Annotated in this window: 16 protein-coding genes; 8 read left to right on the top strand and 8 right to left on the bottom strand. The window is 60.5% G+C overall.

The window, feature by feature from the left end; genetic code table 11:
• Nucleotides 1-118: 118 nt before the first annotated feature.
• The 5 genes from AC13RC_RS04950 (at nucleotide 119) to AC13RC_RS04930 (ending at nucleotide 2,347) form a co-directional block, all read left to right on the top strand.
• The gene (locus tag AC13RC_RS04950) at nucleotides 119-346 is read left to right on the top strand and encodes a hypothetical protein (RefSeq protein ID WP_488556614.1); all 228 of its coding nucleotides are present in this window, start codon (nucleotides 119-121) and stop codon (nucleotides 344-346) included.
• Nucleotides 347-359: 13 nt separating this feature from the next.
• Nucleotides 360-1,301 (top strand): 4-hydroxy-tetrahydrodipicolinate synthase, encoded by a 942-nt coding sequence (gene dapA, locus AC13RC_RS04945; protein ID WP_488556613.1) that lies wholly within the window; start codon nucleotides 360-362, stop codon nucleotides 1,299-1,301.
• A gap of 141 nt (nucleotides 1,302-1,442) precedes the next feature.
• Nucleotides 1,443-1,640 carry a hypothetical protein gene (locus AC13RC_RS04940; protein ID WP_488556612.1) on the top strand — a complete coding sequence of 66 codons (198 nt, stop codon included), beginning with the start codon at nucleotides 1,443-1,445 and terminating at the stop codon, nucleotides 1,638-1,640.
• Between the two features lie 32 nt (nucleotides 1,641-1,672).
• The gene (locus AC13RC_RS04935; RefSeq protein WP_183812272.1) at nucleotides 1,673-1,942 is read left to right on the top strand and encodes a hypothetical protein; all 270 of its coding nucleotides are present in this window, start codon (nucleotides 1,673-1,675) and stop codon (nucleotides 1,940-1,942) included.
• Nucleotides 1,943-2,038: 96 nt separating this feature from the next.
• Entirely contained in the window at nucleotides 2,039-2,347 is a 309-nt protein-coding gene (locus AC13RC_RS04930) for a DUF1883 domain-containing protein (protein WP_113333532.1), read from the top strand.
• A gap of 32 nt (nucleotides 2,348-2,379) precedes the next feature.
• Here the strand turns inward: AC13RC_RS04930 and AC13RC_RS04925 are convergent, their stop codons facing one another.
• Both AC13RC_RS04925 and AC13RC_RS04920 read right to left on the bottom strand, forming a co-directional pair.
• Nucleotides 2,380-3,696, bottom strand: a complete 1,317-nt coding sequence (locus AC13RC_RS04925; RefSeq protein ID WP_488556611.1) for a replication-associated recombination protein A — start codon at nucleotides 3,694-3,696, stop codon at nucleotides 2,380-2,382.
• Complete coding sequence (locus tag AC13RC_RS04920) at nucleotides 3,693-5,096, bottom strand: DegQ family serine endoprotease (protein WP_488556610.1); 1,404 nt, start codon at nucleotides 5,094-5,096, stop codon at nucleotides 3,693-3,695. Before AC13RC_RS04920 ends, AC13RC_RS04925 begins: the two co-directional genes overlap by 4 nt.
• Before the next feature lie 222 nt (nucleotides 5,097-5,318).
• Here AC13RC_RS04920 and AC13RC_RS04915 point away from each other — a divergent pair, with 222 nt between their 5' ends.
• Nucleotides 5,319-5,618, top strand: coding sequence for a lysozyme inhibitor LprI family protein (locus AC13RC_RS04915; RefSeq protein WP_488556757.1), 300 nt, complete (start codon nucleotides 5,319-5,321; stop codon nucleotides 5,616-5,618).
• Between the two features lie 433 nt (nucleotides 5,619-6,051).
• Here AC13RC_RS04915 and ilvD read toward each other — a convergent pair whose 3' ends face one another.
• Complete coding sequence (gene ilvD / locus AC13RC_RS04910; RefSeq protein WP_113352667.1) at nucleotides 6,052-7,890, bottom strand: dihydroxy-acid dehydratase; 1,839 nt, start codon at nucleotides 7,888-7,890, stop codon at nucleotides 6,052-6,054.
• Nucleotides 7,891-8,228: 338 nt separating this feature from the next.
• On the opposite strand from ilvD, the gene msrP reads away from it, so the two are divergent.
• Both msrP and msrQ read left to right on the top strand, forming a co-directional pair.
• A complete protein-coding gene (gene msrP / locus AC13RC_RS04905) occupies nucleotides 8,229-9,179 on the top strand; it encodes a protein-methionine-sulfoxide reductase catalytic subunit MsrP (RefSeq protein ID WP_488556609.1) in 951 nt (316 codons plus the stop codon).
• A complete protein-coding gene (gene msrQ / locus AC13RC_RS04900; protein WP_488556756.1) occupies nucleotides 9,176-9,832 on the top strand; it encodes a protein-methionine-sulfoxide reductase heme-binding subunit MsrQ in 657 nt (218 codons plus the stop codon). Before msrP ends, msrQ begins: the two co-directional genes overlap by 4 nt.
• A gap of 27 nt (nucleotides 9,833-9,859) precedes the next feature.
• On the opposite strand, the gene AC13RC_RS04895 is transcribed toward msrQ, so the two are convergent.
• The 5 genes from AC13RC_RS04895 to AC13RC_RS04875 all read right to left on the bottom strand — a co-directional run bounded on the left by AC13RC_RS04895 (nucleotide 9,860) and on the right by AC13RC_RS04875 (nucleotide 13,817).
• Nucleotides 9,860-10,750, bottom strand: coding sequence for an efflux RND transporter periplasmic adaptor subunit (locus tag AC13RC_RS04895; protein ID WP_113333537.1), 891 nt, complete (start codon nucleotides 10,748-10,750; stop codon nucleotides 9,860-9,862).
• Nucleotides 10,747-10,956: a DUF1656 domain-containing protein gene (locus tag AC13RC_RS04890; RefSeq protein ID WP_092715835.1), complete on the bottom strand. Its 210-nt coding sequence runs from the start codon at nucleotides 10,954-10,956 to the stop codon at nucleotides 10,747-10,749. The genes AC13RC_RS04895 and AC13RC_RS04890 overlap by 4 nt, the downstream gene beginning before the upstream one ends.
• 4 nt (nucleotides 10,957-10,960) lie before the next feature.
• Nucleotides 10,961-13,033: an FUSC family protein gene (locus AC13RC_RS04885; protein WP_488556608.1), complete on the bottom strand. Its 2,073-nt coding sequence runs from the start codon at nucleotides 13,031-13,033 to the stop codon at nucleotides 10,961-10,963.
• Nucleotides 13,030-13,500, bottom strand: coding sequence for a MarR family winged helix-turn-helix transcriptional regulator (locus AC13RC_RS04880; RefSeq protein ID WP_113352670.1), 471 nt, complete (start codon nucleotides 13,498-13,500; stop codon nucleotides 13,030-13,032). The genes AC13RC_RS04885 and AC13RC_RS04880 overlap by 4 nt, the downstream gene beginning before the upstream one ends.
• A gap of 146 nt (nucleotides 13,501-13,646) precedes the next feature.
• On the bottom strand, nucleotides 13,647-13,817 hold the full coding sequence (locus tag AC13RC_RS04875) for a hypothetical protein (RefSeq protein WP_488556607.1): 171 nt from the start codon (nucleotides 13,815-13,817) through the stop codon (nucleotides 13,647-13,649).
• Nucleotides 13,818-13,976 lie beyond the last annotated feature (159 nt).

Genomic DNA, 13,976 nt, shown 5'->3' with positions numbered 1-13,976 from the left:
GGAGGAACTCCGGGCATGTCGGTTCTTTATATTTCACTTACGCCTTCGTCCTTGGCCCCGAATGGATTTCCTATGGGAGCCGGCGTTACGCTCACGGTGGAATATGGAGACAGATCCCATGCTCGACACGCACGCCCCCAATCTTACGGAATCCATCCGCGTCCTCGTTCATAACAGCGACGAGAAGCATCATCGTGTTGCGGCATCGGCAGCAGCAACGAAAAGATCACGCAAGCGCCCGCTTCATTCGCGCCAGGTCCGAGAAAAGCGCACCTTTCAGGCGATGTTCGCCTTCGGGCTGCTGCTTGGCGCTATCGAGCTGTACATCGTGCTGCATTACCTCTGAGATTTTCACCCACATGAGTAGACCGACTTTTCGAAGGCGCATCGGCGGTGCGAACACCGCCCTTGTCACGCCTTTTCGCGACGGCGTTTTCGATGGCGTCGACATGATGGCCCATATCGAGTGGCAGCTGCTAAGCGGGATCGATGGGCTTCTCGTCTGTTCGCTGACCGGCGAAGGTCCGACGCTGACCGAGGCCGAGCGCATCCGTGCCATCGAAATCTGCATCGAGCTTTCGGAAGACAAGGTGCCCGTCATCGTCGCGACCGGGACCAACGACACGAAGACGACTTTGGAGAAAACGATACAGGCACAGCGCCTTGGCGCCGATGCGGCCTTCGTGACGGTCCCCTATTATTCCAAGCCGACGCAAAAAGGGATCATCCACCATTTCGAGCAGCTGGCAGCGCAGACCGAGCTGCCCATCATCGTGCATAATCAGCCATCGCACACCGCGATCGGTCTCGCTCCGGCAACCGTCGCGCGGCTTGCCGAAATTCGAGGAATTATCGGGATCGCCGACGGCGGCTGCGATATCTCGCGCGTCGACCTCTGGCGCCCCCTTCTGCCGGAGCGGTTCGGCCTGTTTACCTCGAATGACGCCAGCGCACTCGGCTTCACGGCCGCGGGTGGTCATGGCTGCTTCTCGAGCGCGGCCAATATCGTTCCGCGGCTCTTTCAATCCATGCAGCATTCGGCCGCGTGCGGCAATGTCGGCGCGGCCCAATCCATCGACGAACGGCTGCAGCCGTTGTTCGGCGCGCTCGCCCGCGAAAGCGAGCCGGCGACGGTCAAGCACGCCCTGTCACTGGTGAGAGATATCGAGGCGGAGGTTCGCCTGCCATTGATCGGCGTCGGCATAGAGACGGCTGCGGCCATCCAGGCGGCAATCACCCCGTTTCAACTCGACGGCAGTGGCCGGTTTGCCTCGCGTCATGGCTATCGCCTGGGATTGTGAAATCGCCTCATCCCTATGAGATTTTTATATTTTTGCCATTTCAGGCAAATGGAAAACCTAGCAACTCCCCCATAGATTCAACAGCGTAGCACCGGAAATGGTCTTATCGGACCCATGGTGCTGGTGGCACTGAAAGGAACTATGATGTCACGCTACAGGCATGTCGGCCTATCCGCCGACCCTCTCCAACGCCTTCGTGCCGCCGTGTTTGCGCGCAACGAGCGGCTCTTCTCTTCGGACGCATTGCTGGACGGAATTCGCTCCGTCGCTCCGCGCCTCGGACTTGTCCTTCTGATCGCTGCGGCTCTGCAAATGGCGCTGTATCTGACCGGACACTGAGTAAAATCGAAGAGATCCAAGAGGAAATAACAATGGCAAACGCACAGCATATTCAGCGGCGCTCGGCTCACAGCGCGATTTCCCCGGCTCCGGCCCGCTTCATCATCGGCCGCGACCGCCGCGGCAGCTGGATCGTTCAGGACCGGCAAGGCCTTGTCGGCGGCCTGTTCCGCAATGAAGCAGCCGCCCTGCACTTCGCAGCTGAAGAATGCAACCACAATCCGGCTGATATCTGCCTGGCGCCGGAAGGTGCTGTCCTCGATCTGGACGGCTTCGTCCCAGCCGCTTCCAATCTGCACTGAATTGACCCTTTGGCGGGCCTCGACAGCATCTCGCCGAACGCTTCCTTAACCGCCCTTAGGTAAGCTTTCGGCCAGATATCCAAAGAACAGAAAGCCATGTCGAAGCCTGCCTTCCGCTACAGCCACTACGATCTCGGGGAACAGCGCGCCGGAACGGTGATCGAAATCACGCTCTCGGCCGTTGCCAATGTCAGGCTGATGAACGGCTCGAATTTCGAGCGCTTCACCGAAACGCTGAAGCATCAGTTTCTCGGCGGTGTCGCCAAGAAATCGCCGATACGGCTGGTCATTCCGGAGGCCGGCCATTGGCATCTGGTGGTCGATATGGAAGGTCATAAGAGCCTGGCGGAATCCAGCGTCAAAATGGTGGACAGGGTAACCGTTCCACGCATGCAAAAAGCATAGCGGCAATCCGTCACCGTCAGGTGATATATGGACTAGCGTTCACCGCGTTCCTTGCGCAGCTTCGACCACCAGTCCAGCCGCTTGCGGATCTCACGCTCGAAACCCCGCTCCGGCGGATCGTAGAAGTTCTGGCGACCCATCTTCTCCGGAAAGTAATTCTGGCCTGAAAAGGCATCTGGCTCGTCGTGATCGTAGCGATAACCATCGCCATAGCCTTCGGTACGCATCAGCTTGGTTGGCGCATTCAGAATGTGCTTGGGCGGCAGCAGCGAGCCGTTCTGCTTTGCAGCCTGGGTCGCGGCCTTGAAGGCCGTGTAGACGGCATTGGATTTCGGGGCGGTAGCGAGATAGACGCAGGCCTGGGCCAGCGCCAGCTCACCTTCCGGCGACCCCAGATAATCATAGGCGTCCTTGGCAGCATTGCAGATGACAAGCGCCTGCGGATCGGCAAGACCGATATCCTCCACCGCCATGCGCACCAGTCGGCGTCCAAGATAGAGCGGATCCTCGCCGGCATCGAACATACGGGCGAGATAGTAGAGAGCGGCATCGGGGTCGGAACCGCGGACAGATTTATGCAACGCCGATATCAGATTGTAGTGACCGTCCTGCGCCTTGTCATAGACGGGCGCGCGGCGCTGGACAATTTTGACCAGCATGTCGGGATCGAAAAGCTCGTCCTTGCGGGCAGCACGCCAGACTTCTTCCGCCAGCGTCAGCACCGAGCGGCCATCGCCGTCGGCCATGCGGATCAGGCTGGCGCGAGCATCCTCCGTCAGCGGCAGCGGCTTGCCTTCCACCGTTTCGGCGCGGCGCAGCAGTTCTTCCAGGCTTTCCTCATCATGCGAACGGAAGGTCAGAACGCGGGCCCGGGAAAGAAGAGCCGCGTTGAGTTCGAAAGACGGATTTTCCGTGGTTGCGCCAACGAGAATGACGGTGCCGTCTTCCATAACGGGCAAGAAGCTATCCTGTTGGGCGCGATTGAAGCGATGGATCTCGTCAACGAACAGCAGGGTCTGGCGGCCATCCATGCGGCGCAGCCTTGCCGCCTCGAACACCTTCTTCAAATCGGCAACGCCGGAGAAGATCGCCGAAATCTGTTCGAAGGCGAGACCCGCCTCGCCCGACAAAAGCCTTGCAACGGTCGTCTTGCCGGTGCCTGGCGGCCCCCAGAAGATCATCGATCCCAGCGAGCCCGCCTCGATCATCCGGCGCAATACGCCGTCCTCGCCCGTCAGATGTGCCTGACCGGTGACTTCAGCCAATGTTTGCGGCCGCAGACGGTCGGCGAGAGGCCGCTTATTGGCGACCTCCTCCGGTATCCGCGGTGCAAACAGGTCATCGCTCATCGGAAGAACTGCCTGATACGCTGGCCGTCGCGCTCAATCTCGACGCGCCAGAAGCTGGGGTTTGACGTGACGGTCTTCTGAAGGATTTCCGTCGTGTTGATCGCCACCCCATTTATGGAAATGACGATATCGCGGGCGGCAAATCCAAGCCGGTCGGCCGGCGAATTCGGCTTAAGGCTTTCGATGACGACACCCGTGGAATCCGGCGGCATATGCAGGTCATCGGCAACGCGCGGTGAAAGATTGGCAACGGTCGCGCCGGAGAAGGGATTGTTGCCTTCGATCACCCGCTCGTCGCGCGGCGTGGATTCGGGCGCGGCGGCGAGCGTCATCGTGGCCTGATGCTCCTTCCCATTGTCGAGCACCGTCAATGCCACCGTCGCACCAAGGCCAGCCGTTGTCAGGCGATAGCCGAGCGCATCGGGATGCTCGATGGAAATGTTATTCAGCGCCGTAATCACTTCGCCAGGCTTCAGGCCCGCCTTGGCCGCAGGACCGCCATCGACCACTTTCGTCACCAGCGCACCGCGCACCTTGTCGAGGCCGAGCGCTTCGGCGACATCGGATGTCACCGGCTCGAAGGAGGCGCCGATATAGGGCCGCTCGAAAGACTTGTCGCCACGATCGGCGGCGGCGAGGAAGACTTTGACCAGATTAGCCGGGATCGCGAAGCCGATACCGTTGGAGCCGCCGCCCTGGGAGAAGATCGCCGTATTCAGCCCGATCAGCTCGCCGGTCATGTTGACGAGCGCGCCGCCCGAATTGCCGGGGTTGATCGAAGCGTCGGTCTGAATGAAGAAGCCAACCTCGTTCTTGACCTGATTGCGGGCAAGCGCCGAAACGATGCCGCTCGTTACCGTCTGTCCCACGCCGAAGGGATTGCCGATCGCGAGAACGAGATCGCCGACCTCGATGCCATCGGAATTGCCGAGCGGCAGAACCGGGAAAGTCTCATTCTTCGACTGGATCTTCAGGACGGCGAGGTCCACACGATCGTCCTTCAGCACGACCTTGCAGGGAAATTCGCGGCCGTCCGAAAGCGCGATCTTGATATCGTCAGCGCCATCCACGACGTGGTTATTGGTAATGACGGTGCCATTCGCCTCCACGATGACGCCGGAGCCCAGCGACGACTGCTTCTCGGTGCGATTCGGCATGCGCTGTCCGAAGAATTGCTCGAAGAAGGGATCGCCGGCAAAGGGGGACTGACGCTGCACGACACGCTCGGCATAGACGTTCACGACAGCGCCCGCCGTCTGTTTGACCAGCGGGGCGAAGGAGAGCTGCATCTGCGTCTGGCTTTGCGGCAGCGTCTTCGCTGTCTGAGCCTCAGCGGAAAGCGGCATCGCCATGACGAGGGCAATCATCGAAACGGCAGCGCGCTTCAGGAGGAGGTGCATGAAATTTCCCTTTTTAATTCTCTTTAAACAACGTTGTAGCGCCCGACGCTAGAAAGAAAAGAGGGCGGAACCATGAAGCATAAATGGAAGTTTCCTGTGATAAAAAACAGGCTCGCCGAACAAAAACATGCTGTGATGCATTTCGCGTTGGGAATCGTTAAAAGGGAGCCACAAATGCGATTGATCCATCTTGCCGCCGCCGCTTTCCTCGCCTCGCTCAGCATGGCCGGCACTTCCCGTGCTGCCAGTTTCGATTGCGAGGCGCAGAACCTGAAGCCGGACGAGAAGACGATATGCGACGTTCGTGCCCTTAACGATGCCGATGTGAAGATGGTGACGACCTTCGACCTGCTCTCGGGCCTCCTCGCCATGGGTGCACGGGGCACGATGCAGGACCAGCAGACGGAGTGGCTGAAGAAGCGGCAGGCTTGCGAGGCGGATGTCGCCTGCTTGAAGACGTCCTATGAGGAGCGCCTGAAGGTGCTGAACGACACCTACAAGCAGATCAATCGGCCGCTGTAAGAGTTTGGTTTGAATGGCTTAAAGGTTTTCGCTGGGATGTCCCCTCGCCCCGCCTGCGAGGGCTATCGCATATGGAGGCGGATGAGCACCATAAGCTCCTTCTCCCCTTGGGGAGAAGGTGGCCCGAAGGGTCGGATGAGGGGGTTATCGATTTGAATTCATGGATTTTTGTGGTCTTGGCGGGCACCCCCTCATCCGCCTGGCGGCACCTTCTCCCCGCTGGGGAGAAGGGGGACGGCGGCGATCTCCGCTCATATGCGATACCCCTGCCCCGCCTGCGGGGAGAGGGCTAGGGTGAGGGCCAAGCACAGCGACAGCCAAACTCCGCCGCTGCGATAAAGCTCGAAAGCCCCTCATCCGTCCTCTCGCGGCCGAGCTATGCTCGACCGTTCGAGTCCACCTTCTCCCCGCTGTGCGGGGAGAAGGGGTCTAGTTACTTCCCACCCAGATCGCGAACTGCGCCGCGATCCGCGCTGGTCGCAAATGCAGCATAGGCCTTCAACGCCGTGGTGACGTTGCGCTTGCGCACTTCCGCCGGATGCCAACCCCTAGCATTCTGGGCTTCGCGGCGAGCGGCAAGCTCCTTGTCGTCGACGCGCAGGCTGATGATGCGGTTCGGGATGTCGATGTCGATCATGTCGCCTTCGCGCACCAGACCGATCGTGCCGCCATTGGCCGCTTCCGGAGAAACGTGGCCGATAGACAGGCCCGAGGTGCCGCCGGAGAAGCGGCCGTCGGTGATCAGCGCGCAGGCCTTGCCAAGGCCTTTCGACTTCAGATAGCTCGTCGGATAGAGCATTTCCTGCATGCCGGGACCGCCCTTCGGGCCTTCGTAGCGGATGACGACGACGTCGCCGGCCTTGATCTCATTGCTGAGAATGCCCTTGACGGCAGCATCCTGGCTTTCGAAGACCTTGGCGGGGCCGGAGAACTTCAGGATCGATTCATCGACACCGGCTGTCTTCACGATGCAGCCATCAAGCGCCAGGTTGCCTTTCAAGACAGCCAGACCACCATCCTTGGAGAAGGGATGCTCGACGGAACGGATGACGCCTTTCTCGCGATCGGTATCGAGCTCCTCCCAGCGGGCGTTCTGGCTGAAGGCAACCTGGGTCGGAATGCCGCCCGGAGCCGCGCGGAAGAATTCGCGCACCGTTTCGCTGTTGGTGCGGGTGATGTCCCAGCGATCGATGGCATCGCCGATGGTCTCGGAATGCACGGTCGGGCAATCGCGGTTGATGAGACCGCCCTTATCGAGCTCGCCGAGGATCGACATGATACCGCCGGCGCGGTGCACGTCTTCCATGTGGACGTCGTTCTTTGCCGGTGCGACCTTGGAGAGGCATGGTACGCGGCGCGAGAGCGCATCGATATCGGCCATGGTGAAATCGACTTCGCCCTCATGCGCGGCTGCCAAGATGTGCAGAACCGTGTTGGTCGAGCCACCCATGGCAATATCGAGCGCCATGGCATTCTCGAAGGCCTGCTTGGAGGCAACGGAACGCGGCAGGATCGATGCATCGTCCTGCTCGTAATAACGGCGGGCGAGATCGACGACCAGATGGCCGGCTTCGACGAAGAGACGCTTGCGGTCGGCATGGGTGGCGAGCGTCGAGCCGTTGCCCGGCAGCGACAGGCCGAGCGCTTCGGTCAGGCAGTTCATGGAATTGGCCGTGAACATGCCCGAGCACGAGCCGCAGGTCGGACAGGCGGAGCGCTCGATGACCTGAACATCTTCATCGCTGATCTTGTCGTCAGCCGCGGCAACCATGGCGTCGACGAGATCGAGCGCATGCTTCTTGCCGTGCAGGACGACCTTGCCGGCCTCCATCGGGCCGCCGGACACGAAGACCGTCGGGATATTCAGGCGCAGCGAGGCCATCAGCATGCCGGGGGTGATCTTGTCGCAGTTGGAGATGCAGACCATGGCGTCGGCGCAATGCGCATTGACCATATATTCGACGCTGTCGGCGATCAGCTCGCGCGACGGCAGCGAATAGAGCATGCCGTCATGGCCCATGGCGATACCGTCGTCGACGGCGATGGTGTTGAATTCCTTGGCAACACCGCCGGCAGCCTCGATTTCGCGCGCGACCAGCTGGCCGAGATCCTTAAGGTGAACGTGGCCGGGCACGAACTGGGTGAAGGAGTTGACCACCGCAATAATGGGCTTGCCGAAATCGCTGTCCTTCATACCCGTCGCGCGCCAAAGGCCGCGCGCACCGGCCATGTTGCGGCCGTGGGTGGTTGTTCTGGAACGATAAGCTGGCATGGTGTCTTCCTCGTCATCCTGGAAATTGTGCGGCGTCGGGCATCGGCCAAGGGTTTCAGGCCAAAGAGCGCCGGCAACTCCGCTTTTTGGAATTGTCCTAATCCAATCGTGCAGTACTGTCACTATCAACTCAAGCGAATCCGGTACGCTGCCGGGCAAGGGCCATATCCGGACAAACAAGTCGCTCGACCAAAGTTGGGAACGAAACGGCCCTATGACAAGCGCACACAAAAAGTTGCTTTCACTTCCAAAGAAATGCCAGCCTAAGAGTGTAACAAAACCTGTGTCCGTTGCGTATCGCTCATATCGAAGCTGCTATCGCATAAAGGAATTGTTCCATGGCCGCCTATCGCCCGCCGAAAATCGCATCCTCCGAGATCACACCCCGCTCGATCTATCTGAAGCGGCGCGAGTTCCTGACGGCGGCCGCGGCCGGTATCGGCGTCGCGGCTATCGGCGGCAAGACGGCGCTGGCTGAAGCCCTGACGGCGACCAAGAGCAATTACACGGTCGATGAGAAGCTGACGCCGATCAAGGACGTCACCACCTACAACAATTTCTACGAATTCGGCCTCGACAAGGCCGATCCGGCCAGCCTCTCGGGCAAGTTCAAGCCGCGTCCCTGGACGGTCAAGGTCGACGGCATGGTCAACAAGCCCGGCACTTTCGATATCGATGCGCTGATCAAGGAGTTCCCGCCGGAAGAGCGGGTCTATCGCATGCGCTGCGTCGAAGCCTGGTCGATGGTCATTCCCTGGGACGGCTTCCAGCTTTCCGCCCTGCTCGACAAGGTGGAACCACAGGGCAGCGCCAAATATGTGGCCTTCGAGACTGTCGTGCGGCCGGAAGAAATGCCTGGGCAATCGGGCCTCCTGCAATCTCTCAACTGGCCCTATGTCGAGGGGCTGCGCCTGGACGAGGCACGCAATCCGCTGACGCTGCTTGCCGTCGGACTCTATGGCGAGACGCTGCCGAACCAGAACGGCGCGCCCATCCGGCTCGTCGTGCCGTGGAAATATGGCTTCAAGGGCATCAAGTCGATCGTGCGCATCACGCTCACCGACAAGCAGCCGCTGAATACATGGCAGGCGACCAACAGCCAGGAATATGGCTTCTACGCCAACGTCAATCCGGCTGTCGATCATCCGCGCTGGAGCCAGGCGACGGAACGGCGCATCGGCGAAGGCGGCTTCTTCGGCTCCAATCGTCACCCCACCCTGCCCTTCAACGGCTATGCCGATCAGGTTGCCAGCCTCTATAGCGGCATGGATCTCAGGGTGAATTTCTGATGGCCCTCTCCTTCGCTCTCCCAAAACGCTGGCAACCCGCCTCCGTCTGGGCGCTCTACTTTGTCGGACTTTTACCGGCCGCCTGGGAGTTCTATCTCGGGGCGACGGATCAGCTCGGCGCCGACGCGGTGAAGACGTTCGAGCTCTTCCTGGGACTATGGGCGATCCGCTTTCTGCTGCTGACACTTGCTGTCACGCCGCTTCGCGATCTCTTCGGCTGGAACTATCTGCGCTATCGCCGCGCACTCGGCCTGCTCTGTTTCTACTACGCCCTGATGCATCTGACGGTCTATATGGTTCTAGACCAAGCATTGGACGTACAGGCCGTCATCAATGACGTATTGAAGAGGCCCTTCATCATGTTCGGCATGGCCGGGCTCGTCATGCTGCTGGCCTTGGCCGTGACGTCGAACAATTTCTCGATCAAGCGTCTCGGCAAGAAATGGATCTGGCTGCATCGCCTCGTCTATATCATCGCCGCCTGCGGTGCTCTGCACTTTGCGCTATCGACTAAGGTCCTCTCGGTGGAGCAGTTCATCTATATCGGCCTGCTGATCGCCATGATCCTATACAGATCCTACCGGCCGATCATGATGGAGAGGCGGCGGGCAGCACGTAGGCCAGCTGCGGCCTCTAGCTCCAGAGCAGCCTGAGGGAGGCCGCTCTCCCTTCAAGCGAAGTCATTCCGCAGCGCTGGCGATCTTGGCTTGGCCCTGTTCCTGCACTTCGACGGTCGCCGTGAGGCCGGCGATGAGCTTCGTGCCATCGGGTACCTTGTCGAGCGCGATGCGCACCGGCACACGCTGCGCCAGGCGTACCCAGCTGAAGGTTGGCGTGATATTGGCAAGCAGGCTGCCGGAGGTGCGCTCGCGGTCCTCGATGCCGTAAGCGATGCTCTCGACATGACCGGTCAGCTTCTCGGCCTGACCCATCAAGTGGATATGAACTTCGTCGCCGATCTGGATGCGCGGCAGCTTGGTTTCTTCGAAATAGCCTTCGACGCGCAGGGAATCGCTGTCGATGAGCGCCACCTTTGCGGTCCCGGCGGAAACATAGTCGCCCGGACGCAGGCTGAGGTTCGAGATCGTGCCGTTGACGGTGGCGCGAACCTCGGAGCGGTCGAGATTGAGCTGGGCGAGTTCGCGATTGGCAGTCGCCTGACGAACGGCAGCCTCATCCTGCTGCACGGTGGTCAGCGCCTGCTCCTTCTGCTGCAGGGAGGCGGCATCACCAAGGCGAGCCTGCCGCGCGCTTTCGCGCTGAGCTTGCTCAAGAGCCGCCTTGCTGCTTGCAAGGGCTGCATCCGCCTGCTCAAGCGCGATGGCGAAACGATCGCGATCGACGCGGAAGAGGATATCGCCCTTCTTGACGGTCTGGTTGTCCTTGACGAGGACCTCGCTCACGAGACCGGAGACATCGGGGGCGATGCCGACGACATCGGCCCTGAGACGCGCATCGCGCGTCCATGGTTCATCCATGTAATGGCCCCAGAGCTGGCGGCCGACATAGACGGCGGCAATAACGAAGATGAGAGTGACGGCCACACGGCCGATGAGTTTGAACGCGTTCATGTGAAATACCAACGGGAGACTGAGGAGACGGCGCCGAGCAGCAGGACGTAAAGCGCGAGATCGAAAAGACCGCGATGCCAGACCAGAGTGTAGACTCCGATCCATGCCAGCAGGCGTCGAACGACAATGACGACAAACAGCGTCAGGAGCATGAGAACGAGAAGGCGCGGGATATAAACGCCATAAAGATCGAATTCTGCGGGCATGATATTACTCGGCGGCAATGGGAAGAGGTTGAGTTGTATCGGATAGCGGTGGCCGCCAGCTCGCCGGCGGCTCGGCATGGGGGAAGAGCGCCCGGCGAAGGCCGACGAGCGCATCAAGGCTCGCCCGACCGGAATCTCGCTTTTCCTGTGCGACGGCTTCGAGGCTATGGTCGATCGACACACGCAGTTCCTCGGCCGGATCCACGGCCCGTTTTGCCTTCAGCCGCGAACGATAGAAATCCGATACGCCGATCAGGACTTCGCTGACCGATGCAGCGGCAGCCGGCTTCAGCTGGCCACGCTCTTTCTGAAGCATCAGCACGTTGAAGCCGAGACGGACATCGGCGTAACCGTCGACCTTTTTCAGTTCGCGGTCCTCGATGCCTGCAAGACGAGGGACGAGCTGGCCCAGGCGGTCGAGGATGCGGCCTGAGAGGCGTTCATGATCGGCACGGCGGATGCCGGCGGCAGTTTCGGCCAGATCTCTCCAGCCGGCCCGCACCAGCCGCCAGGCGGCAAGCTCGGATCCGAATGGGCGGGTAAGCAAAGTCCAGACCAAGGCGAAGCCAACACCGGCCAGAGCGGCGATCGCACTGTTGGTGAAGCTGGCGAAATCGGCGGTGTAACGATCCTGCAGCGCGATGAAACTTGCGCCGTTCACCGCCAGCAGCATACCGAGCATGTTGGTCTGCGGGCGGGTAATCAGGATGCCCATCACCAGGAAGGGCGGCGCAAAGACCAGCACCAGCATCTCGAAGCCGGAAATCGACGGCAACACGCCGAAAATATAGACGCAGGCAATGACCAGGCTCACCGCAGTCCAGATGAACATGGTGGTGATGAAGGGCGCGGGACGATCGAGCGCGGCGAAAAACGAGCAGGCAACGGCCACCATGGCGATGAAGCCGGCGCCATCCGCCCAGCCGGAATAGATCCAGAAGAAGCAGGCGACGGCAATTCCGGCGATGACGCTACCGGCCGAGAAGGCAAGCAGGGCGTAATCATAATGCCTGCTGCGGCCGACGACATTGCGGTAGCGGAAGGCGGGGCGCCAGGTGCCGACCTGCTGCCCCGAGACGATCTGGGCACGCAATGTCAGGCAATCCTGCCATAAATCGACAATTTCCTTGAGGCGGGCGAGAGCGCTCGACCGGACGAGGTCGTCCCAGCCGATATCGAGGTCGTTCTCCTGCAACTCCTCGATCTTCCGCGACAAGGTCTCAGCGGTGTCATCGGCCTTGCCGCGACCACCCTGCCCCAGCCAATCGGCCACCTCGTTCAAAACAACGACCAATTCCTGCGGTAGCGGCTTGCCACCAGCCTTCAAGGCGTGCAGGCGATCGGCAAGGGAGGAGAAGAGCGGCAGCAGCATCAGCAGGCGGCCGCGCAGCTCGCGCGAATGCCTGACGATGTCGCGGCTGCCGGCATCATAGCGCAACTGGCTGATGACGAGATCGAGGCCGGAAACGTCGGCGGCAAGCTTCTGTCGCTTCAAGGGCGTTGCCGGCGAAGCGCCCTCGCCGCGCAGGATCTCGTCGGCCCAGGTGCCGGCGTCGTCCAGCCAGGAACCTATGCGCTGGCCGAGGACGGTGCCGACGCTGCTCGGAAAGACGACGGCGCTAACCACGCTCGCACAGACGATGCCGATGAGAATTTCCTCAGAGCGGGCAAGCGCGACATCGAAAATGGTTTCGGGCGAGCCGACGGTCGGCAGCGCGATCAGCGGCAACGTATAGCCTGCCAGCATGAAGACATAGCTGCGCGATGTGCGGTCGAGCATCGAGATGAACAGCAAGGTGCCGGTCCATAGCGCGACAACGATCGAAAGCAGTTCCGGCCCGTTGACGAAGAGCGGGATGAGGATCACCGATGCGGTGGCGCCGATAAGCGTGCCGAGCGCGCGATAAAGCCCCTTGGAGCTGGTTGCGCCGGCAAGAGGATTGGCGACCACATAAACAGCGGCCATCGCCCAATAGGGCCGCGGCAGATCGAGCGACAGGGCGATGAACAGCGCCATGATCGCAGCGATGAAGGCTTTGACGGAGAATAACCACTCGCGCCAGGATGGAATGCTCATGAGACCTTCTCCGGCTCCGGTTCGACGGCCTTGGATGCCTCAAACTCCTCGAAAGCCTTCAGGACGCGAACCGCAGCTTCGATATCCGCAGGGTCGACATTGGCGAGGATCTTGCCACGCAGCTCATCAAGTACGTCTTCCATACGGGAGGCCAGCTTTTCGCCTTCCGGCGTCAGCCACAGGCCTTTCGCGCGCCGATCCGTCGGATCATCCTTGCGGATGACAAGATCCATGCTTTCGAGCTGATCGATCAGCCGAACCAGAGACGGGCCTTCGATGCCGACATAAGTGGCAAGCACCACCTGCCGCACGCCTCCTCCCAGGCGACCGATCCAAAGCAGCGGCGCGGCCACCGCCTCAGATATGCCATGGGAGCTCAGCGCGAGATCGACCGCCCGCCGCCATTGGCGGCCGGTCGTCAGCAGGTTTGCAGTGAATACGCGTTGCAGGGCATTGGACGAGTTCATGAGAACCTATTAGCACTAAACTAATTAGGATTCAAATTATTATTATCGAAAGCGCTATCCCGGATGGGAAAGGCAGCTATGCGAATATCGGAAGGCGCAGCTGTAACCGGCCGGGATTGCAAGCGACCGATGGTCTAGTAAATCACTCAGTAATGATCGACATCGCCCAGATAGGAGCAGATCAGCTCCGGCTTCAGTTCAAGCGAATCCAGCGTTCCTTTCCGCGCCCCATTATGGATCATGCCTTCGACGACGCCGGATAGAAGCTGAGCAAGAAAATCTACCCGCGCGGTTCGTCCCGGACAGGACGCGATCAAGTGCCTGCGCCAGCGCGATGCCGGCGGCATAGGCCAGTATATTCAGAACGAAAACACTCCTGCCAGTAATAGACCCCCCGGTAGAAGTCACTCGAAATTCGTCGAGCGCAGACATATGCCATATCTCAGCTGCCCCTGCTTCTAAAAATGGTTGTATGA

The sequence above is a fragment of the Martinezella sp. CNPSo 3890 genome (assembly GCF_057784455.1).
This window is presented reverse-complemented; position numbering and strand designations above follow the sequence as displayed.